This is a genomic window from Actinomadura harenae (genome assembly GCF_003696215.1).
Classification (GTDB): Bacteria; Actinomycetota; Actinomycetes; order Streptosporangiales; family Streptosporangiaceae; genus Spirillospora; species Spirillospora harenae.
Map to the genome: position 1 here is coordinate 129,687 of NZ_RFFG01000004.1, position 18,893 is coordinate 148,579.

An 18,893-nucleotide genomic window follows, 5' to 3' on the forward strand; every position below is an offset into this window, starting at 1 on the left:
CATGCGCGGACGCATCTCGATCGTGCTCGCCACCCTGCTCACCGTCCCCCTCGCCACGACCGCGTGCGGCTCCGGCGGCGGCGGGACGGCCAAGAGCATCATCACCGTGCCCCCGAAGCAGACCGGCACCCCGAAGGACGGCGGCACGGCCGTCGTCGCGCTGACCCCCGGTCTCAGCCCGAACTACATCTACCCCTACCCGCCCGCCTCGGCGAACGGCACGGTGATCGCCCGCGGCCAGCTGTGGCGCTCGCTGTACCGGCCGAGCGGCGAGGGAAGCCAGATCGTCGACCCCGCGCTGAGCCTGGCCGAGCAGCCGGTCTACAGCACGGACCGCAGGACCGTGACGATCAAGATGAAGGACTTCAAATGGTCCACGGGCCGTCCCGTGACCGCCGATGACGTCGTCTTCTCTCTCGACCTGCTCAAGGCCGCGCTGGCCGTGAGCCCGGCCAACTGGAGCTTCTACACCCCCGGCCAGTTCCCGGACGGCGTGACCGCCGAGGCCACCAGGCCGGACACCCTCACACTCACCCTGAAGACCGCGTACAACCCGTCCTACCTGCTGTCCATGCTGGCGCTGCTGTACGTCATGCCGTCCCAGGAGTGGAACATCGCCAAGGACGGCGGCCCGCACCTGGACTACACCGATCCGAAGAACGCCAAGGCGATCTACGGCTACCTCACCAAGCAGTCGAGCCGTCAGCAGACGTTCGCCACCAACCCGCTCTGGCAGGTCGTCAACGGGCCGTACAAGCTGAAGAGCTTCGACCCGACGACCGGCTCGTTCTCCCTGGCCGCGAACAAGTCCTACAGCGGTCCGGGCGAGAAGCGCCTCGACCAGGTGGACTTCAAGGCGTTCACGTCCGCCGCCGCCGTCCTCAACCAGATGAAGGCGGGCAACCTCACCGTCGGCACGCTGGACTCGACGTTCATCTCGCAGGCCGGCGCGCTCAAGGCCAAGGGCTACACCGTCTACAGCAGTCCGGCCCCGGCCCGGATCGACGCGCTCACGATCAACTTCAAGCACACCGTCGGCGGCTTCGACAAGGTCATCGCGCAGCCGTACGTCCGGCAGGCGCTCCAGCGGCTGATCGACGAGAAGGGCTACATCAGCAGCCGCGGCATCTACAACGGCGCGGGGGCGGAGAACCACACCACGGCGGGGGCCGACTCGCCCTACCCGCCGTCCTTCGGTGACAAGGCGCCCTACCCGTACGACCCGGCGGCGGCGACCAAGCTGCTCACCGACCACGGCTGGAAGGTCGTGCCCGGGGGAACGACCACGTGCGAGCAGCCGTCGCTCTGCGGTACCGGGATCAAGCAGGGGCAGACGATCGGGTTCACGCTCGCCTCGGCCAACACGCCCGGCTACGTCGGCGCCCGCGACATCGCGTTCGTCTCGGCCGCCAAGAAGCTGGGGATCGAGGTGAAGATCGTGACCAAGTCGCTCAACTACATGTACGAGAACTACGGCAACTCCTTCGCCCCGGCCAAGGCCAACGAATGGGCGATGCAGGACTTCGGGCCGCTCTACCTCGCCGTCGGCTACCCCAGCGGCAACACGGTGTTCAACACCGGCGGCAGCTTCAACCTCGGCTCCTACGCCAACCCCCAGGTCGACAAGCTGATCAACGCCTCGACGTTCGGCGCGGACCCCAAGGCCCTGTCCGCCGAGGCCACCGCGCTCGCCCAGGACCAGCCCGTGCTGCTCTTCCCGACCCCGAACACCCTGGTCGTCTGGAAGAACACGCTGTCCGGCCCGACCTCGTCGTTCAAGGCCCTGCTGAGCTACCTGTACGCGCCGGAGCAATGGTACTTCCACGACTGATCACCGAGCTGCCAGCCGACGTCCGGGTGGTGGCGCTCGGGGAGAGCGCCCACAACATCACCGAGTTCTACGAGCTCAAGGACCGGATCCTCCGGCACCTGGTCGAGGAGCACGGGTTCACGGCGTTCGTCATGGAGTCCGGGTTCGCCGAGGGGCTGGGCGTCGACGCCTGGCTCCGCGGCGGCCCGGCGGATGAAGGGGATGTAGCGGCCGTCGCGGCCGTCGCGGACGTGGCCCGCGACGGCATCACCTACCGCTTCGGCGAGTGCGCGCCGATGCGGCGGCAACTGGAATGGATGCGGACCGCCGGAGTCGGCTTCTACGGGATGGATCTGCCGGGGTCGTCCACCTCGCCGAGGCCCGCCGTCCGGGTGATCGCCGAGCGGACGCCCGGCCGGGACCTGCGCGACCTGGCCCGGCGGAGCGACCTGGGCGGCCGGACCGAGGCGGTGGTGCGCCTCGCCGCCCTGCCGTCCGCCGAACGGGACGCCCTGCTGGCGGACCTGCGTGCCCTGACCCTCCGCGCCAGGGACTCGCGCGACGGCGTCGTGGCGCGCGCCGCCGCCTCACTGGCGGCGTTCCTCGACGAACAGGAACCGGTCCGCGACGGGGAGCCCTATCCCCGGGACGTCTTCATGGCCGACACCGTGCGCTGGGTTCTGGAACGCGAGGAACGCGTCGTGGTCAGCGCGCACAACGGGCACGTCCAGCGGACGCCGCTGGACGGCCGTCCGATGATGGGCGCCCTGCTGGACGCGGAGCTCGGCCCCGCGATGGCCGTCGTCGGGATGACCTACGACTCCGGACCGGTGATCCGCTTCACCGAGCGCTCGGCGCGGCCGTTCGACTGGGACGTCCACCTCGAGCAGCGAGGACCGGGCGACCCCGCCGAGTCGGCCGAGGGCTTCGACGCGCTCGTCCGGCTCGACCACGCCACCCTCATCCCCGGAGCGTTCGAACGGCTCCGCGCCGAGTTCGAGGAGTACCGATGAAGTACCCGCCCACCCGGACCGTCGACATCGTCGCGGACGTCGCCGGGATCGCGGTGCCGGACCCCTACCGCTGGCTGGAGGAGGAGACGCCCGAGGTCCGGGACTGGCAGCGGGCGCAGGCGGACCTGGCCGCCTCCGTGATCTTCGACGGGGTGGACCGGGACGCCGTCCGGGAGCTGGTGCTGGCCTTCGACACCGGAGCCCGCCCGGATCCGCCCAGGTACGCGGCCGGCCGGTGGTTCCGCGCCGTCGGGACGGACGTGGTCGTCTCCGGCACCCCGTACGGCGACGGACGGCGGATCGCGTCGCTGGGCGAGGGCGTGCCGTCCTGGCTGGCGCCCTCGCCGGACGGGAGCGTCCTGGCCGCCGGGATCTGCGACGACGGCAGCGAGCACAACACGATCCGGCTGTTCGACACGGCCACGGGCCGGGAGCTCGACGGCGCCCCGACCCAGGTCCTGCACAGCGCGTGGGTCGGCGGCGTCTCCTGGCTGCCCGACGGCAGCGGGTTCTACTTCTTCGCGCTCACCGGACCACCGGAGGAGTTCCGGCAGGCGGTCTTCCTGCACCGGCTGGGCGCTGGCACCACACTGGAACCCGTCCCGGTGGGGACCTCCCGCGAGTACACGCTGATCCAGACGAGCGACCGGTGGGAGGTCGCCGCCCACCGGGTCGGCGCGCCCTTCCCCATCGCGGTCCGGCGCGTCGGCGGGACATGGCGTCCGTTCCTCACCGACAGCCCGGGAACGATCGCCGGGCACATCGTCGGCGACCGCTACGTCGCGGTCACCGACGTGGACGCCCCGCGCGGCCGGGTCGTCGCGATCTCGCTGGACGACCCGTCCGACTGGACCGAGCTCGTCCCCGAGGGCGACACGGTCCTGCGCTCCCTGACACCGGTCGGCGACCACCTGTACCTCAGCGAGTTCGACGCGACCTTCGCGCGCGTCCGCATCCTCGACCGGGCCGGCGCGGTCGTCGGCGAGGTGCCGCTGCCCGGACGGGGCGCGCTGTCCTCGCCGTTCTTCCCGCTGACCGCCCTGGCCGTGGGGAACCCCGCCCCGTCCTACGTCTTCGCCTTCTCCACGCCGACCACGTCGTGGGCCGTCCACGCCCATCGCTTCGGCGCTCCGCTGGAGACTCTCGTGCCTCCCGCGGTGACCCTGGACGCCACGGTCGAGGTGGGCGAGGCGATCGCCTCCGACGGCGTCCCGATCCCGTATCACCTGATCAGCGGCCGTGCCGACGCGTCCGACGCGCCCCAGCCGTCGAACCCGCCCGTGCTCGTCTCCGCGTACGGCGCGGCCGGGGTGCCGCTGCTGCCCGCCTACCAGGCCGATCTGGCGGCCTTCGTCGCGGCGGGCGGCGCCGTCGTCCAGGCGTACCTGCGGGGCGGCGGGGAGTTCGGCCGGGACTGGTGGATGGCCGCGCACCGGGAGCGGAAGCAGGTGCGGGACGCCGACCTCGTCGCGGTCGCCGAGCATCTCATCGACACGGGACGGGCGGCCCCCGGCGGGCTCGCGCTCACCGGAGGGTCGGACGGCGGGCTGATGTGCGGCGTCGCCGCGACGACACGTCCCGACCTGTGGCGGGCGGTGCTGCCGCGCGCGCCCTTGCTCGACCTGATCGGCGGCACCCGCGACCCCTACCTGGAGTTCGTCCTCCGCAAGGCGTGGGGCGACCCCGACGATCCCGCCGACGTCCGGCGCTTCCTGACACTGTCGCCCTACGAGCTGATCCGGGACGGCGCGTTCCCCGCCCTGTACATCCAGGCGGGCGCGAACGATCCGCGGTGCCGTCCCTGGCACGCGCGCAAGTTCGCCGCGCGCCTCCAGGCCGCCCAGCGGGGCGCCGCGCCGATCCTGGTGCACGTCTTCGAGGACGCCGGGCACGGCGCGGCGACCGGCCATGACGTGGCGGTCGAGCAGGACACCGAGTGGCTGGCGTTCCTGCTCAGGAGTTTCGGCCTGCGGATCTGACGGACATCAGGCGCAGCTGGATCATCGCGCTCAGCCGGGCGTCCGGGTCGCCGAGGTCGATCCCGCCGACCTTGGCCGCCCGGCGCAGCCGGTAACGGAACGTGTTGGGGTGCACGAACATCGCCGTGGACGCCAGCGCGACGTCGCCGAACGCGTCCAGCCACGCCCGCAGCGTCTCCATGAGGTTCGCCTGGTGCTCCCGGTCGTAGGCGGCGATCCGGGCGACGGGCCCGCTGGGCAGGTCGGCCTGCGGGATCAGGTCGGACAGCTCCAGCAGCAGCGCCTCGATGTGGACCTCGTCCAGCAGCGCCACCTGCTGGTCCAGGACCCCGGCCCGCAGGACGCGCAGGGCCTGCTCGGCGCTGGAGCGGGAGCGGGTGAGCGCCGAGCCGTCCCGGGCGAGACGGCCCACCCCGATCAGCGGGCGCAGGCGGGAGCCGACCCGGGCCAGGAACTCGTGGGCGATCAGGGTCGCGCGTTCCTCGGCGCCCTCCCGGGCCAGGGGCAGGACCCCGAACGCGACGTCGCCGATCAGGCCGCTCACCGAGCGCGGGTGCGCCGCGGTGAGGTGCATGGCGAAGGCGTCCGCGAGCCGCTTGCGCTCCGCGCCGATCTGGGCGGGGGTCTCCGCCGCGGCGGGCGCGACGGTGAGCGCCATGACGATCGCGGGCTCGTCCCGGAGCCCGAGCCGGCGGGCGGCCTCGCGGCTCTCCGGCCCGCTGCCGAGGGCGGCGCCCAGCAGCTCCGCGCGCAGGCGGCGCTCCTTGTCGGCGTCGGCGCGCTGCCAGACCAGGTGCAGGGCGACGAGCTTGGCCGCCTCGTAGAGCAGCCCGCTCCGCTCCTCGTCGAGCGGTTCGGGGACGACCACCCAGATCGTGCCGAGGATCTCGTCGCCCGCCCGCACCGCGATCGCCGCGCGGGGCAGCTCGCCGGACTCCGGCAGCGGCGCCACGAACACCGGGCGGTCGCTGCGGTAGATCGCCTGGAAGACGCCGCGCTCCTCCAGGATCCGCGTGTAGTGGACGGGGACCTGGCGGCTGAGGATCGTCTGGACGCGGGACGGGTCCGCCTCGTCCTGGCGGCTGGAGAACGCCAGCAGCCGGGAGTTGCGGTCCTCGACGGTGACGGGCGCGTCGAGCAGGGCCGCGATCGCGTTCGCGACGGCGAACAGGTCACCGGAGCGGGCCTGGCTCGCGGCGCCGTACGGGTCGCCGTCGGCGGTCAGCGCGCGGAGCATCCCGGCCAGGTGGCTCCATGAGGCGCCGCGCGCGAACGCCAGGACGGTCACCCCCGACTTCTCGGCCGCCGCCAGGAGGTCGGCGTCAGGAGCGACCGGCGCGCGGACGACCAGCCCGAGGGCCCCGCGCTCGCCCAGCCGGGTGACGAACCGCGCCAGGTCCTCGTGCAGGCCGACGCCCAGGACCAGGGCGTCCGCCGACAGCTCGGGCTCGTCGAGCGGGTCGTGGATGACGACGCCGCCGATCTCCCTCTGCGGCAGGTCTCCGCAGACCACCTCCAGGAGGGTCGAGCCGAACTCCTCCAGGACGCGGACGAGGCTGGTCACGGGGTGGGGTGCGCGCCCGGAGCCGGTGCGACTCCGGTGCGTGGTCGTGCGTTCACCATGACGAGATCATGCCATAAGTGCCGTCTGATTTGACCGAATTAGCACTGTTAAGACCGAATCCATGCCGTTTCGGCGGTCACGGCGTCCAGGAGCCCGCGATCGGGACCGACACCCAGACCAGGACCGGTCGGCACCCTCAGGTGGCCGTCCTCGAGCCGGAACGGCTCGGTGATGTCGGTCGTGTAATACCGGTCGGACGCCGACGTGTCGCCGGGGAACCGGAAGTTGGGCAGCGCGGCGAGCGCGACGTTCGCGGCCCGGCCGAGGCCGGTCTCCAGCATGCCGCCGCACCAGACGGGGACGTCGCGGGCCGCGCAGACGTCATGGATGCGCTTGGCCTCCAGGTAGCCGCCGACCCGGCCGGGCTTGATGTTCACGATCGCGCAGGCCCCGAGCGCGATCGCCGTGGCCGCCGCGCGGGCGTCGACGATCGACTCGTCCAGGCAGATCGGGGTGCGGATGAGCTTCGCCAGCTCCGCGTGGCCGAGCAGATCGTCCTCGGCCAGCGGCTGCTCCAGCATGAGCAGGCCGAAGTCGTCGAGCGCGGCCAGGTGGCCGGCGTCGCCGATGACGTAGGCGGCGTTGGCGTCCACCTGGAGCGGGATGTCGCCGAACCGCTCGCGGACGGCCTTGACCGGCTCGATGTCCCAGCCCGGCTCGATCTTCAGCTTGATCCGCCGGTAGCCCTCCTCCAGATGGCCCGCGACGACGTCCAGGAGCCGGGGGATCGTGTCGGTGATGCCCACCGAGACCCCGCACGGGACCTCCGTCCTGGTCGCGCCGAGGGCCCGGCTCAGCGGCTCGCCGCGTCCGCGCAGCTCGGCGTCCAGGACGGCGGTCTCCAGGGCGGCCTTGGCCATCCGATGCCCCTTGAACGCCGCCAGCGCGGGGCCCACCCCGTCCGCGCCGCGCACGCCGGCGACCGCCGGGGCCAGATGGCGCGTCAGCACGTCGACGGCGGCGTGCGTGTACTCGGAGGAGTACAGCGGCGCGGGGCCCGCGCCGCACTCGCCCCAGCCCTCGGCCTCGTCGGTGACGACGCGCACCAGCACCGCCTCGCGGACGGTCTCGGTGCCGAAGCTCGTGCGGAACGGCGCGACGAGCGGCATCCGGATCGTCCGGAGCTCCACACCCGAGATCTTCATGCTCTCTCCACGAGGTATCCGGCGGCGCGGTCGAACCCGATGACCGTGCCCCCGTCGTCCAGAAGGCCGCCGAGGACGTCCCGGACGGCCATGCGCCACGCCGAGGCCAGCGCGGGATCGCGCTCGCGCAGGGCCTCGATGTCGTCCGGGATCGCGACCGTGACGACCTTCGCCGACGTCCGGCCGGCCCGCGGCCCGTGGTCCGGGCCCTTGGCGAGCAGCGCCTCCCCGGAGGCCGTCGCCGTCCGCGGGGTGCCCGCGCAGGCGGCCTCGACGTCCGGGGACGCCAGCCGCCAGCGGACGAACAGCCGGTCGGTCGGGTCGGTCCGGTTGACGTCGTCGTCCATCGGGCCGTAGAAGTCCGGCAGGTACTCGGTCGCCCCGGCGCCCAGTTTGACCAGGTTGAAGTGCGCGTTGCGGCGGATCAGCGGGTCGAAGGTCCACCAGATCTCGCGCGCGCCGCGCTCCAGGGCCCAGGCCCGCTGATGGACCTTCAGGGCGAAGCCGATGTTCCGCCCCTGCGCCTCCGCCAGCACCCCGGCGATGTGGCTGTGCAGGGCCTCGCGGGCGGGCGGGGCGAAGAACCCGAAACAGGCGCCGACCAGCGCGCCGTCCTCCCAGGCCCCGCTCACGTAGCCGCCCGCCTTCGCCAGCGCGCGCAGGAAATCGGCCGTCACCGGCGAGCCGGTCGCCCCGGTCCGCCAGATCCGTTCGTACAGGCGGCGAACGGCTTCCAGGTCGCCGACCTCCTCGAGGAGGCGGATGTCCACTTCAGTCACGCCAGGGATGGTTCCAGACGGCCGCATCGGCGATCTGGTCCGGACGAACAGAACGAAAGTCCTGATTTCGTTCGAGAAGACAAGCCAGCAGACCGGTCAGCAGCCCGGTGCGCCCGGGAAGCTCGGCGACCACGACATGCTCGTCGGCGGCATGGGCGCCGCCGCCCACCGCGCCCAGGCCGTCCAGCGTGGGGACGCCGACGCCCGCGGTCAGGTTGCCGTCGGACGCTCCGCCGACGGCCGCCGAGGCGAGCGTCCGGCCCGCGACCCGGCAGGCCAGCGCGAACAGGTCCCGCGAGGACCCGGCCTCCAGCGGCGGACGGTTCGGGCCGCCCACCACCTCGACCACCGCGCCGTCCAGCCGGGGCCGCAGCGCCAGCATCGCCGAATGGACGCGCCGCTGCTCGGCCTCCGTCCACGCCCGGACGTCCACCTCGAAGACCGCCTCCGCCGGGACGGTGTTGACCGTGGTGCCCGCGGTCAGCGTCGTCGGCGTCACGGTCGTCCCGCCATCGCCCAGCGCCGCCACGGCGAGCAGCTGGTGCGCCGCCTCCAACGCGGCGTTCACCCCCTTCTCGGGGTCGAGCCCGGCGTGGGACGCCCGCCCGGTCACCCGCACCTCGTAACGGGACACGCCCTTGCGCTCGGTCTTCAACGCCCCACCGGGACCCGCCGCCTCCAGCACCAGCACCGCCGCGCACCGGCGCGCCTCGTCCTCGATCAGCGTCCGCGAGGTGGGGGAGCCGGGCTCCTCGTCGCCCGTGACCAGCAACGTCACGCCCGACCTGTCGTCCAGCGCGGCGATCGCGTGGAACGCCATCACCAGCCCCGCCTTCATGTCGAAGCAGCCCGGCCCGCGCAGCACACCGTCCCGGACCTCGAACGGACGCCGCTCCAAGGACCCGATCGGCCACACCGTGTCATGGTGACCGAGCACCAGCACCCGGGGCCGCCCGCCGAACCGCCACCGCAGATGCGTGCGCCCCTCGACGACGATCCGCTCCGCCTCCACCCCCAGCCGCCCGGCCCCGACCTCCGCGACCACCTCGGCGCTCCGGGCGACCGCCGCCAGGTCCCCGGACGGGGACTCGCACGCCACGAGCCGCTCGATATCGCTGATCAACGCTGCGTTCATGCCGCCAGGGTCCCGAACACGCGGCCGGGACGACCTGTCGTCCCCGACGACATCGACGCCGCCGGTTGGGCCGTCCCGACGAAGAACGGCCGCGCCGCCGGGCGCTGTCCACCGCCGCCGGGCGGGGTTCATCGCAGCCGACGAACAGGGCCGCGATGATTCGTCGCCGCCCCCCAACGGGATGGCGCGGGGAGTGCCTAGCGTTCCCGCCATGAAAGCGCTCATGAAGACGAGACCCGGCCCGGGACTGGAGATGGTCGAGGTCCCCACGCCGGAGCCGGGCCCGGGGGAGGTCCTGATCAGGGTCCTGCGGACCGGGATCTGCGGGACGGACCTGCACATCGACGCCTCGGACGCGTGGGCGGAGCGCGCCGTCCGCGCGCCCCTGGTCGTCGGGCACGAGTTCGCCGGGACCGTCGCCGCCACCGGGCCGGGCGTCCGGGGCCTCGCCGAGGGCGAACTGGTCAGCGGCGAGGGCCACCTGGTCTGCGGGACCTGCCGCAACTGCCGGGCGGGCCGCCGCCACCTGTGCATCCGGACGATCGGCCTCGGCGTCGCGACCGACGGCGCGTTCGCCGAGTACGTCGTCCTGCCCGAGTCCAACGTCTGGGCGCACCGGCATCCCGTCGACCCCGATGTGGCCGCGGTGTTCGACCCGTTCGGGAACGCCGTCCACACCGCGCTCGCCTTCCCCGTCCTCAACGAGGACGTCCTCATCACCGGGGCCGGGCCGATCGGGATGATGGCCGTCGCGATCGCCCGCCACGCGGGCGCCCGCAACATCGTCGTCACCGACGTGAGCGACGACCGCCTCGACCTCGCCCGCAAGCTCGGCGCCACGGTCACCCTGAACGTCACGCGCGCGACCATCACCGAGGCCCAGGACGGGCTCGGCATGGCGGAGGGCTTCGACGTCGGCCTGGAGATGTCCGGCCGCGCCGACGCCCTCCGCGACATGATCGCCCACATGGGACCGGGCGGCCGGATCGCCGCCCTCGGCCTGCCCACCGGCGACGTCCCCGTCGACATGGCCACGGTCGTCACCCGGATGCTGACCCTGCGCGGCATCTACGGCCGCGAGATTTTCGAGACCTGGTACGCCATGTCGGTGCTGCTGCAGAACGGCCTCGACATCGCGCCCGTCATCACCCACCGCTTCGGCCACGCCCAGCACGAGCAGGCCTTCGCGACGGCCCGTTCCGGCCGCTGCGGCAAGGTCGTCATCGACTGGACCACCCCCGAGACCGCCTGACCAGGAGCCACCATGGACGAACGATCCCGCGGCCACTTCGCCGCCGAACTCGACGCCATCCGCGCCGCCGGCCTGTTCAAGGACGAACGGATCCTCGTGAGCCCGCAGTCGGCGCGCATCCGCGTCGGCGACGCCGACGTCATCAACTTCTGCTCCAACAACTACCTGGACCTCGCCGACCACCCCGAGGTGGTCGCCGCCGCCAAACAGGCCCTGGACGAGTGGGGCTTCGGCATGGCCTCGGTCCGCTTCATCTGTGGCACCCAGGCACCGCACCGCGAACTGGAGTCACGCCTGTCGGAGTTCCTCGGCACCGACGACACGATCCTCTACAGCTCCTGCTTCGACGCCAACGGCGGCGTCTTCGAAGCCCTCCTGACCGACGTCGACGCGGTCATCTCCGACGAGCTCAACCACGCCAGCATCATCGACGGGATCCGCCTGTCCAAGGCGGCCCGGTACCGCTACCGCAACCGCGACCTGGCCGACCTCGAACGCGCGCTCACCGACGCGGAAGGCGCCCGCCACAAACTGATCGTCACCGACGGCGTCTTCTCCATGGACGGCTCCCTCGCACCACTCGACGGCATCTGCGACCTCGCCGACCGGCACGGCGCCCTGGTCATGGTCGACGACTCCCACGCCGTCGGCTTCCTTGGCGACGGCGGCCGCGGCACCCCCGCCCTCCACGACGTCGCCGACCGCGTCGACATCCTCACCGGCACGCTCGGCAAGGCCCTCGGCGGCGCGAGCGGCGGCTATGTCTCCGGCCGCGCCGAGATCGTCGAGCTGCTGCGCCAGAGGTCGCGTCCCTACCTGTTCTCCAACTCGCTTGCCCCGTCGATCGTCGGGGCGTCCCTGCGCGTCCTCGACCTGCTCGCCGCCTCGGACGACGCCCGCGCCCGCCTCGCCGCCAACACCGCCCTCTTCCGTGCGGAGATGGCGTCCGCGGGCTTCACCCTGCTGCCGGGAACCCACCCGATCGTCGCCGTCATGTTCGGCGACGCCCCCACAGCCGTCCGAATCGCCGCGGACCTCCTCGCCCACGGCATCTTCGTCACCGCGTTCTCCTACCCCGTGGTCCCGAAGGGCAAGGCCCGCATCCGAGTCCAGCTCTCAGCCGCCCACACACCCGAAGACGTCCACCACGCGGTCTCGGCCTTCCGAGCGGTCACCGCCTGACAGCGACCTCCCTGTCCGGAAGCGGTCGGGCGGCGGCGGGCGGGGGTCGTTACGGTACGGGCGTGAATCGGCGCGTGTTCAGCATCTGGACCGCGGTCGTGTCACTGCTCGCGCTGGTGGACGCGCTCGGGTGGTGGAAGGACTACGCGGACGGGACGCACAGCGCCGGGCTGGGGCTCGCGCAGACCATGGCGTCCTCCCTGTCGTGGATCCCGGTGAACATCGGCGTGTACCTGCTCACCATGTGGTGTCCGATCAGCCGGCCGCACGTGGCGCGGGCGCTGCTCGTCCACCTGGCGGGCTACCTGGTCGCGCTCTGCTGGCTCAGCGGGCGGATGTTCCTGTTCGACCCGGTGCTGCACTGGCTGCCGCCCGCGCGGGGCTTCGGCGAGGAGTACCTCCGCAACCTCGGCGCCTACCTGGCGATGTACTTCGAATGGGTCGGAGTCGCCCACGGGGTTTACTACTTCGCCCAGCACCGGCGGCGCCGTGAGCAACTGGCACAGGCCCGCGAACAACTGGCCCACGCCGCGCTGCAGGCCCTGCGGGCGCAGGTCCGGCCGCACTTCCTGTTCAACGCGATGAACACGATCGCCGCCTTCGTCCACGACGACCCGCGCCGCGCGGAGGAGATGGTCGTCCGGCTGAGCACCCTGCTGCGGCAGTCCCTGGAGCATGACGGCTCGCTGGAGGTGCCCCTCCGCGAGGACCTGGAGGTCCTGTCCGCCTACGTGGACATCGAGCGGGCCCGATTCGAGGACCGGCTCGCGGTCGACTGGCGACTCCATCCCGGCGCCTTGGACGCGCTCGTCCCGCCGCTGCTGCTCCAGCCACTGGTGGAGAACGCGGTACGCCACGGCATCTCACCCCGCGACGCCCCGGGCACCGTCACCATCTCCGCCAGGCCGGAAGGATCCTGGCTGCGGCTGGTCGTCACCGACGACGGCGTCGGCCTGCCACCCGGCCGTCCGCGCACCGGGATCGGCCTGGCCAACGCACGCGCCCGGCTCACCCAGATGTACGGCGCGGAGCACCGGTTCAGCGTCGAGCCGCGCCCCGACGGCGGCGTCACCGCGACCGTACGGCTCCCGCTCCGGACGGCACGAACATGATCAAGACCCTGATCGTCGACGACGAGCCACCCGCCCGGCGACGCCTGCAACGCATGCTGGCCACCCACAAGGACCTTCACCTCCTCGCCGGTTGCGGCTCACCCGAGACGGCCATCGCCGCCCTCGACCAGCACCGCCCCGACCTGGTCTTCCTCGACATCCACCTCCCCGAGGGCGACGGGTTCGGCATCCTCGAAGCCATCTGGGGACGGCACGACCCCGCCGTCGTGTTCGTGACGGCCTACAGCCACCACGCCGTCCGCGCCTTCGAGATCGACGCGGTCGACTACCTCCTCAAGCCGTACGGCCAGGATCGGCTCGATTCGGCCCTCACCCGCGTCCGCGACCACCTGGCCCGGCGCACCACCACCCCGCCACTGAACCGGCTCCCCGTCGAGATGGGCGACCGGATCCGCCTGCTGGACCTGAACGCGATCGACTACGTCCGGGCCGAGGACGGCTACCTGCGCGTCCACACCGGCACCCGCTCACACCTCATCCGCGGCACCCTGGCCAACCTGCAGGAACGTCTCGGCCCCACGGAGTTCCTGCGGATCCACCGCTCGGTGATCGTCCGGGTCGACCGGATCCGCGAGCTCGAGATCCTCGCCCACGGCGAGATGCGGCTGACCCTCAACTCCGGCGACACCCTCATCTCCGGCCGCGCCTACCGGGACCAGGTGCGGACCGCCCTCGGCCTGCCTACCTGACCGACGCTCCCGTTCACCGGTCGTCTCCTCCCGTTCGCCGTCTCGCTCCGCCCACCGTCCCGAGGCCGCTCCTAGGGTGAGCCCGGCAGAACCACGAGCGCCGGACCTTCCCCACCGAGCGGGAGTCGCGATGAGAACAATCCCCCGAATCCTCGCCGCCCTCACCTGCGGCCTCGCCCTCACAGCCCCCACGCCCGCCGCCCACGCCACCACCCAGAACCTCCGCGATCCCCACGCCTGCCGCGACGACGACGGCGCCGTGGAACCGGGCTTCACCTGCTGGACACTGACCGTCCCACTCGACCACTCCGGCCGCACGCCCGGCACACTCGACCTCCAGGCCGGCACCGCCGACGGCCCGGCGAAACCCAAGGGCACACTGCTCTTCCTCACCGGCGGCCCCGGACAGGAAGGCGTCGCCCTGCTCCAGCGCATCGCCGGACGCATGCCTGAGGTGTTCAAGCAGTACCGCCTGGTCATGCTCGACCAGCGCGGCACCGGTCCCCTGGGCGCCGTCGACTGCCCGGCGATGCAGGCCCAGGTCAGCGGCTCCGACAGCACCCCCGCCACCCCCGAAGCGGTCGCCGAATGCAGCCACCTGCTCGGCGACCGGGCACGTTTCTACGGCTCCGACCAGAGCGTCGGTGACTTCGAGGACCTCCGGCGAGCTCTCGGCGTGGACACCATGACCGTGGACGGCGTCTCCTACGGCAGTTTCACCGCCGCCCGCTACGCCATCGCCCACCCCCGGAACGTGGCCAAACTGGTCATGGACTCGGTCGTCCCCCACCACTGGACGGTCGCCGGCGACCTGAACCTCGTCGGCCTCACCGCCCAGCCCAGAGTGCTCCGGGACGCCTGCAGGTCCGCGCCCGCCTGCGCCTTCGACCCGGCGCAGGACCTCGCCGCGCTCGTCCGGCGCCGCACCCCGGCCGACGGACTGACCCTGTTCGGCGCTGTCGTCGGCTACGAGTTCATCGACCCGACCTACCGCAGCCCCGACCCGATCCCCGGCAGCGGCTTGCCGGGCGACATCATCGACGCGATGCACAAGGTCGTCGCCGGAGACACCAGCCGCCTGGACGCCATCGAGGCCGTCCTGACCCCCGCCGACGGCACACCGGCCGGCCAGCTGAGCGCGGGCCTGCACGCGGCCACCATCTGCGACGACCTGCGCTTCCCCTGGGGAACGTCGGCCACCCCGTCCAACCTCCGCCACAGCTACCTCGGCCAGCTGACCCTGCCCGAATCCGCTACCTGGCCCTACACCCAGGCGGTCGCCCTCGCCCAGAGCAGCGTCCGGACCTGCCTCCGCTGGCCCGCCGAACCCCCGAACTCCAACCCGTCCGGCCGCCTACCCGACCTGCCCACCCTGATCCTCGCCGGCGACCACGACCTCAGCACTCCCCTCGAATGGGCCGAACAGGAACTGGCCGTAAGCCCACCCAGCACCACCCTGGTCATCGTCAAGGGCGCCGCCCACTCCATCCAGAACCGCGAACAAGGCCAAACCGGTCGAACCGCCCTAACGACCTTCCTACTGAACTGACTCCTACCAGGGGATGACGTCCATCCGTAGGCGGTCGCTGTCGGGCCGGAGGTACGACACCATCGCCCCGGCCGAGGTGCTCAGCTCGGGATGACCGGTGACCGCGTAGCACCAGCTACGGGTGTAGGTGGCGCACTCACCGAGCCGACCGGAGGACCCCGCCTTCCACGGGCCCGCCGGGGAGGAAGCCGTCCACTCCTGGTACGCGCCGTTGAAGTCGGTCTGCCCAAGCATGATCAGCCCGTGCCCCGGATAGGACTTGACGTCCACCTGCGTGAGCGCCGCCTGCCCCGGCAGGACGGTCACGGCCTGGGCGGGGTCACCGGTCCAGCCGGTGACCCCGCCCGTCGGCGAGGCCGAGGCCGCCCACTGATAGGACGAGCCGCTGTTCCACTTGGCCACGGGAGTCCGGACGACGGTCGTGCTTCCGCCGCCCGAGCAGTTGAACGGGCTGCAGGTGGCGTACATGTAGAGATAGCCGTCCGAGAAGATCGGCGAGCTGAAGTTCTGCTGCCACGGCCTCTCGCTGCCATCAGCCGCCTGACCGAAGATGAGCGACGGATCGACGAACGCGTTGGCGACCGGGTCGTAGAAAGTCGCAGCGAAGCCCTCGTTGATCATCGCGCTCTTCGTTACGCAGAACGTGCCGTAGGTGAGAAAGATGAGCTTGGCGGCGTTGTAAGAGGTCCCGTTGTACTTCAGGGGCATGTCGGGCCCCGGCGTCGCCCCCGACACCCAGGACGCCGAGTACCCCCCGGTCCCGCAGTCCGCCCCGCTCGGAAGCTTCAGATCGGTCCGGTTCGGGAGGAACACCTTGGGCGCATTGCTGTTGGGAAGCGTCGGCGCTGCAGGCGGCGTGGGCAGCTCACTGAGCCCGTCCGGCACCTTGCCAGGCGTGTTGGTGCTGACAGCGGCCGAACTCCCGGGAATGAAGCACGTATCGCAAACGGACCCGTTGACCGCGATCGGCGTGTCACCGAACACCCACAGACTCTTACCCGGCTGCCCCGGAACCGGCGAACTCTGCCCAGCGTCACGCTCCAACACCGCACCCGTCGCGGTCTCATACCTGGACATCACCGACCCGGGAGGGCCACTGTCCGCTTCGGCGACGCCAGGCACGCCGACCAACGACGCCACCACGATCGCCACGGCACTCAAACGAGCTCGGAGAACCACTGCCAGATCTCCCTCAGAAGTTGCGCGCCGACACACCGTCCACGCTCCGTTCATACCAACGCCCATGATCACCTAGCGCTCCGAAGAACACAGCAAGCCTGACGAACCTCGGACAATGCCCTGGCGGGAACGTGATGCCCCCCGAGCCGGCGAGACACAGAAACGCGAAGGCCCACGGGGTGAAGCGCACCCGATTGCGTGGATGGTCGTCCAATGAGGCGGAAGCGATCACCGACATATCCCTGACACACCCTCACGAGAACACCGTCGACCATTCGCGCACCGCCTGGCACTGTGAGACAGTTCTCGATGCACCTGCTGGCGGGTCCAAACCGCTGATCCACCGCACACCGCGTCCGCTCTGGCGGCGTTCGGCTCTTCGTCGGCAGTTCTGCTGCCGTTATTTCCGATGTGCCCGTCTCCCATGAAGTGCTCGAAACTGCTGCAGCGGCCACGCAAACCTGCAGGTCAGTAAGCCTGCTCCCCGTGCATGCGGGGATGGTCCCCGACCCACTGTCCGCCATGTGACGCCACAAAGCTGCTCCCCGTGCATGCGGGGATGGTCCCTGCAGAGTCGCCGACCTGGCCCACCCGCACCGCTGCTCCCCGCGTACGCGGGGATGGTTCCACCTCTGACAAACGCCAACGCTGGCACCTCTACTGCTCCCCCCACACAGGTATGCCCCCAGCAGGTTGAGTGTCCGCGGAACGGGGGGAAGCTCAGTGCGGACGGTCGCATGGTCAGCGGACGGACGACGCATCGCAGCCGGATCACGCGACCTGGCCGTCCGCATCTGGGACGCCGCGACATATGACCTCACCAGCGAAACTCAGCGGTCACACCGACAATATCCTCGGCATCGCCTTCGCTCCGGACAATCTCCGCCTGGCCACCGGCTCCCACGATCGGACAGTCAGGATCTGAAACCTTCAGACCGGAGATGCCCTGTCCCTCGAAGGACACGAAGACCTTGTCGAAGGCGTGTCCTGGACGTCCGACGGGAGGTTGCTCGCATCCGCTTCGGGCGATAAGAGCGCGCGAGTCTGGGACAGTGTGAGCGGCCGCCAGTTGATGCTGATGCGCGGCCATACCGACCGCGTCTGGAACGTCGCCTGGTCACCCGACGGCACCCGACTGGCCACCTGCGGAGCCGATCGAACCGCCCGTATCTGGAATCCCGGTAACGCCGAGGAGATCTCCGTCCTTCGCGGCCACGCCAGCGATGTGTGCGCACTGAACTGGTCTCCCGACGGTGCCCGGATCGCCACCGCCTCCTCCGACGGCACCGCAAGGCTCTGGGACGTCAACCCGCGCGGAGGCGAGCGCCTGCAGTTCGCCGGCCACCAGGCACCCGTCCGCACCCTGGCCTACCGCGCGCCCTCGGAGCGCCACGGGACGAGATCGCCAGGACTGCTGGTCACCGGATCGGACGACCGCACTCTGCGCGTCTGGGACGCCGAGACCGCTGAACCCATGGACACCATCACCGGCCACGACGACGCCATCCTCGACGCCACCTTGAGCCCGCAAGGCCTGGTCACAACCTCGAGCGATCGCACCGTCCGCCTCTGGTCAGGTCCCGTCCACGGGCAACCCCGTGCCGTCATCCCCTACACGAGCGGCATCCCAGAGGCCGTCGCAGGCGTGGACCTTCCTTGTCGCGATCCAGATCGTGGCGGCCAAGGGGAAGAGAACCTCCAGCACTATCTGGGCCACCGACGGCCACCCATTCTGGAGTCCTGCCCAACGTCAGTGGATCGCCGCAGCCAACCTTAAGTCGGGCACCACCCTTCGCACCGACACCGGAACAACCGTCCAGGTGGCCAAGGCAACACCTAGCATCCGCTTCGCCGCCGTCAGCAACCTCACGATCGAACGCGACCACACGTACTATGTGCTGGCGGGGGCCACGCCGGTCCTGGTTCACAATTCTGGCCCTTGCGATCCGCCTCTGAAGTCGTTGCACCCTGACAGCTCGCTCGATAAGAGTTCGCTGGACTTCTGGGGCAAGCAAGACACGGAAGATATCCTCTTTTCCTTGAGGCCGGGGGCGAAGGAGGCGCTGAGAGTGAAGCCGGACGGGACGATCGCGAATGGAAACACTCGGATCAAGGTCCTGCGGGATCGCGGATACGATGTCGATTCCTTGCCTCGCGAACCCTATGGCAGCAGTCGCCCAATGACGGACGAGGATTTCTGGGACATGGATCAATGAATATTCGAGATCGAGTGCTTGCGGTCCTGGAGTCCGAGTCCAAGGAAGTGTTCCTGCTGGCCTTGGGACACCGGCTGGGGATATCGGCGCGCTTCATTTTCTCGGAGGGAAGTTCGGATGCACTGCAACAAGCCCGAGCTTGCAACGAGATGATGATCGCCATCTGGCTGCAAGTGTGGGCTATGAAGGATGCTGAGGGAGATGGTTA

The 18,893-nt window shown here is 71.0% G+C and carries 16 protein-coding genes and 2 pseudogenes; 13 read left to right on the top strand and 5 right to left on the bottom strand.

Annotation, left to right across the window (positions count from 1 at the left end; all coding sequences use genetic code 11):
- Position 1 precedes the first annotated feature (1 nt).
- Genes EBO15_RS03660 through EBO15_RS03670 form a run of 3 tightly spaced genes read left to right on the top strand, consistent with a single transcriptional unit; the run spans position 2 to position 4,802 of the window.
- Complete coding sequence (locus EBO15_RS03660; RefSeq protein ID WP_122192858.1) at positions 2–1,831, top strand: ABC transporter substrate-binding protein; 1,830 nt, start codon at positions 2–4, stop codon at positions 1,829–1,831.
- Positions 1,813–2,823, top strand: a complete 1,011-nt coding sequence (locus tag EBO15_RS03665) for an erythromycin esterase family protein (protein ID WP_158628124.1) — start codon at positions 1,813–1,815, stop codon at positions 2,821–2,823. Before EBO15_RS03660 ends, EBO15_RS03665 begins: the two co-directional genes overlap by 19 nt.
- Positions 2,820–4,802 carry a prolyl oligopeptidase family serine peptidase gene (locus EBO15_RS03670; protein ID WP_122192860.1) on the top strand — a complete coding sequence of 661 codons (1,983 nt, stop codon included), beginning with the start codon at positions 2,820–2,822 and terminating at the stop codon, positions 4,800–4,802. The genes EBO15_RS03665 and EBO15_RS03670 overlap by 4 nt, the downstream gene beginning before the upstream one ends.
- Here the strand turns inward: EBO15_RS03670 and EBO15_RS03675 are convergent.
- The 4 genes from EBO15_RS03675 to EBO15_RS03690 all read right to left on the bottom strand — a co-directional run bounded on the left by EBO15_RS03675 (position 4,777) and on the right by EBO15_RS03690 (position 9,485).
- Positions 4,777–6,366: a PucR family transcriptional regulator gene (locus tag EBO15_RS03675; protein ID WP_122192861.1), complete on the bottom strand. Its 1,590-nt coding sequence runs from the start codon at positions 6,364–6,366 to the stop codon at positions 4,777–4,779. The genes EBO15_RS03670 and EBO15_RS03675 overlap by 26 nt on opposite strands.
- Before the next feature lie 107 nt (positions 6,367–6,473).
- Positions 6,474–7,571, bottom strand: coding sequence for an o-succinylbenzoate synthase (gene menC, locus EBO15_RS03680; protein ID WP_122192862.1), 1,098 nt, complete (start codon positions 7,569–7,571; stop codon positions 6,474–6,476).
- On the bottom strand, positions 7,568–8,350 hold the full coding sequence (locus EBO15_RS03685; protein ID WP_233615907.1) for a GNAT family N-acetyltransferase: 783 nt from the start codon (positions 8,348–8,350) through the stop codon (positions 7,568–7,570). Before EBO15_RS03685 ends, menC begins: the two co-directional genes overlap by 4 nt.
- On the bottom strand, positions 8,343–9,485 hold the full coding sequence (locus EBO15_RS03690; protein ID WP_122192864.1) for a M20/M25/M40 family metallo-hydrolase: 1,143 nt from the start codon (positions 9,483–9,485) through the stop codon (positions 8,343–8,345). The genes EBO15_RS03685 and EBO15_RS03690 overlap by 8 nt, the downstream gene beginning before the upstream one ends.
- 211 nt (positions 9,486–9,696) lie before the next feature.
- Here EBO15_RS03690 and tdh point away from each other — a divergent pair, with 211 nt between their 5' ends.
- The 5 genes from tdh to EBO15_RS03715 all read left to right on the top strand — a co-directional run bounded on the left by tdh (position 9,697) and on the right by EBO15_RS03715 (position 15,290).
- On the top strand, positions 9,697–10,737 hold the full coding sequence (gene tdh, locus EBO15_RS03695; RefSeq protein WP_122192865.1) for an L-threonine 3-dehydrogenase: 1,041 nt from the start codon (positions 9,697–9,699) through the stop codon (positions 10,735–10,737).
- Positions 10,738–10,749: 12 nt separating this feature from the next.
- Positions 10,750–11,919, top strand: a complete 1,170-nt coding sequence (locus EBO15_RS03700) for a glycine C-acetyltransferase (protein WP_122192866.1) — start codon at positions 10,750–10,752, stop codon at positions 11,917–11,919.
- 62 nt (positions 11,920–11,981) lie between these two features.
- On the top strand, positions 11,982–13,031 hold the full coding sequence (locus tag EBO15_RS03705; protein ID WP_147481368.1) for a sensor histidine kinase: 1,050 nt from the start codon (positions 11,982–11,984) through the stop codon (positions 13,029–13,031).
- Complete coding sequence (locus EBO15_RS03710; RefSeq protein WP_122192868.1) at positions 13,028–13,741, top strand: LytR/AlgR family response regulator transcription factor; 714 nt, start codon at positions 13,028–13,030, stop codon at positions 13,739–13,741. Before EBO15_RS03705 ends, EBO15_RS03710 begins: the two co-directional genes overlap by 4 nt.
- Before the next feature lie 130 nt (positions 13,742–13,871).
- Positions 13,872–15,290 (top strand): alpha/beta hydrolase, encoded by a 1,419-nt coding sequence (locus EBO15_RS03715; protein WP_122192869.1) that lies wholly within the window; start codon positions 13,872–13,874, stop codon positions 15,288–15,290.
- 3 nt (positions 15,291–15,293) lie between these two features.
- Here EBO15_RS03715 and EBO15_RS03720 read toward each other — a convergent pair whose 3' ends face one another.
- Complete coding sequence (locus EBO15_RS03720; protein ID WP_122192870.1) at positions 15,294–16,442, bottom strand: hypothetical protein; 1,149 nt, start codon at positions 16,440–16,442, stop codon at positions 15,294–15,296.
- A 750-nt stretch (positions 16,443–17,192) separates the two neighbouring features.
- Here EBO15_RS03720 and EBO15_RS47205 point away from each other — a divergent pair.
- From EBO15_RS47205 to EBO15_RS03735, 5 genes and pseudogenes are all read left to right on the top strand, one after another.
- Positions 17,193–17,258, top strand: a pseudogene (locus EBO15_RS47205) (hypothetical protein); the annotation flags it as partial.
- A gap of 22 nt (positions 17,259–17,280) precedes the next feature.
- Positions 17,281–17,394, top strand: a complete 114-nt coding sequence (locus tag EBO15_RS47210; protein WP_122192871.1) for a WD40 repeat domain-containing protein — start codon at positions 17,281–17,283, stop codon at positions 17,392–17,394.
- A 21-nt stretch (positions 17,395–17,415) separates the two neighbouring features.
- Positions 17,416–17,508 (top strand): annotated as a pseudogene (locus EBO15_RS47215) (WD40 repeat domain-containing protein); the annotation flags it as partial.
- A 15-nt stretch (positions 17,509–17,523) separates the two neighbouring features.
- Positions 17,524–18,246, top strand: a complete 723-nt coding sequence (locus tag EBO15_RS03730) for a WD40 repeat domain-containing protein (RefSeq protein WP_147481369.1) — start codon at positions 17,524–17,526, stop codon at positions 18,244–18,246.
- Positions 18,143–18,685 carry a polymorphic toxin-type HINT domain-containing protein gene (locus EBO15_RS03735; protein WP_158628125.1) on the top strand — a complete coding sequence of 181 codons (543 nt, stop codon included), beginning with the start codon at positions 18,143–18,145 and terminating at the stop codon, positions 18,683–18,685. The genes EBO15_RS03730 and EBO15_RS03735 overlap by 104 nt, the downstream gene beginning before the upstream one ends.
- The last annotated feature ends 208 nt before the right edge of the window (positions 18,686–18,893 follow it).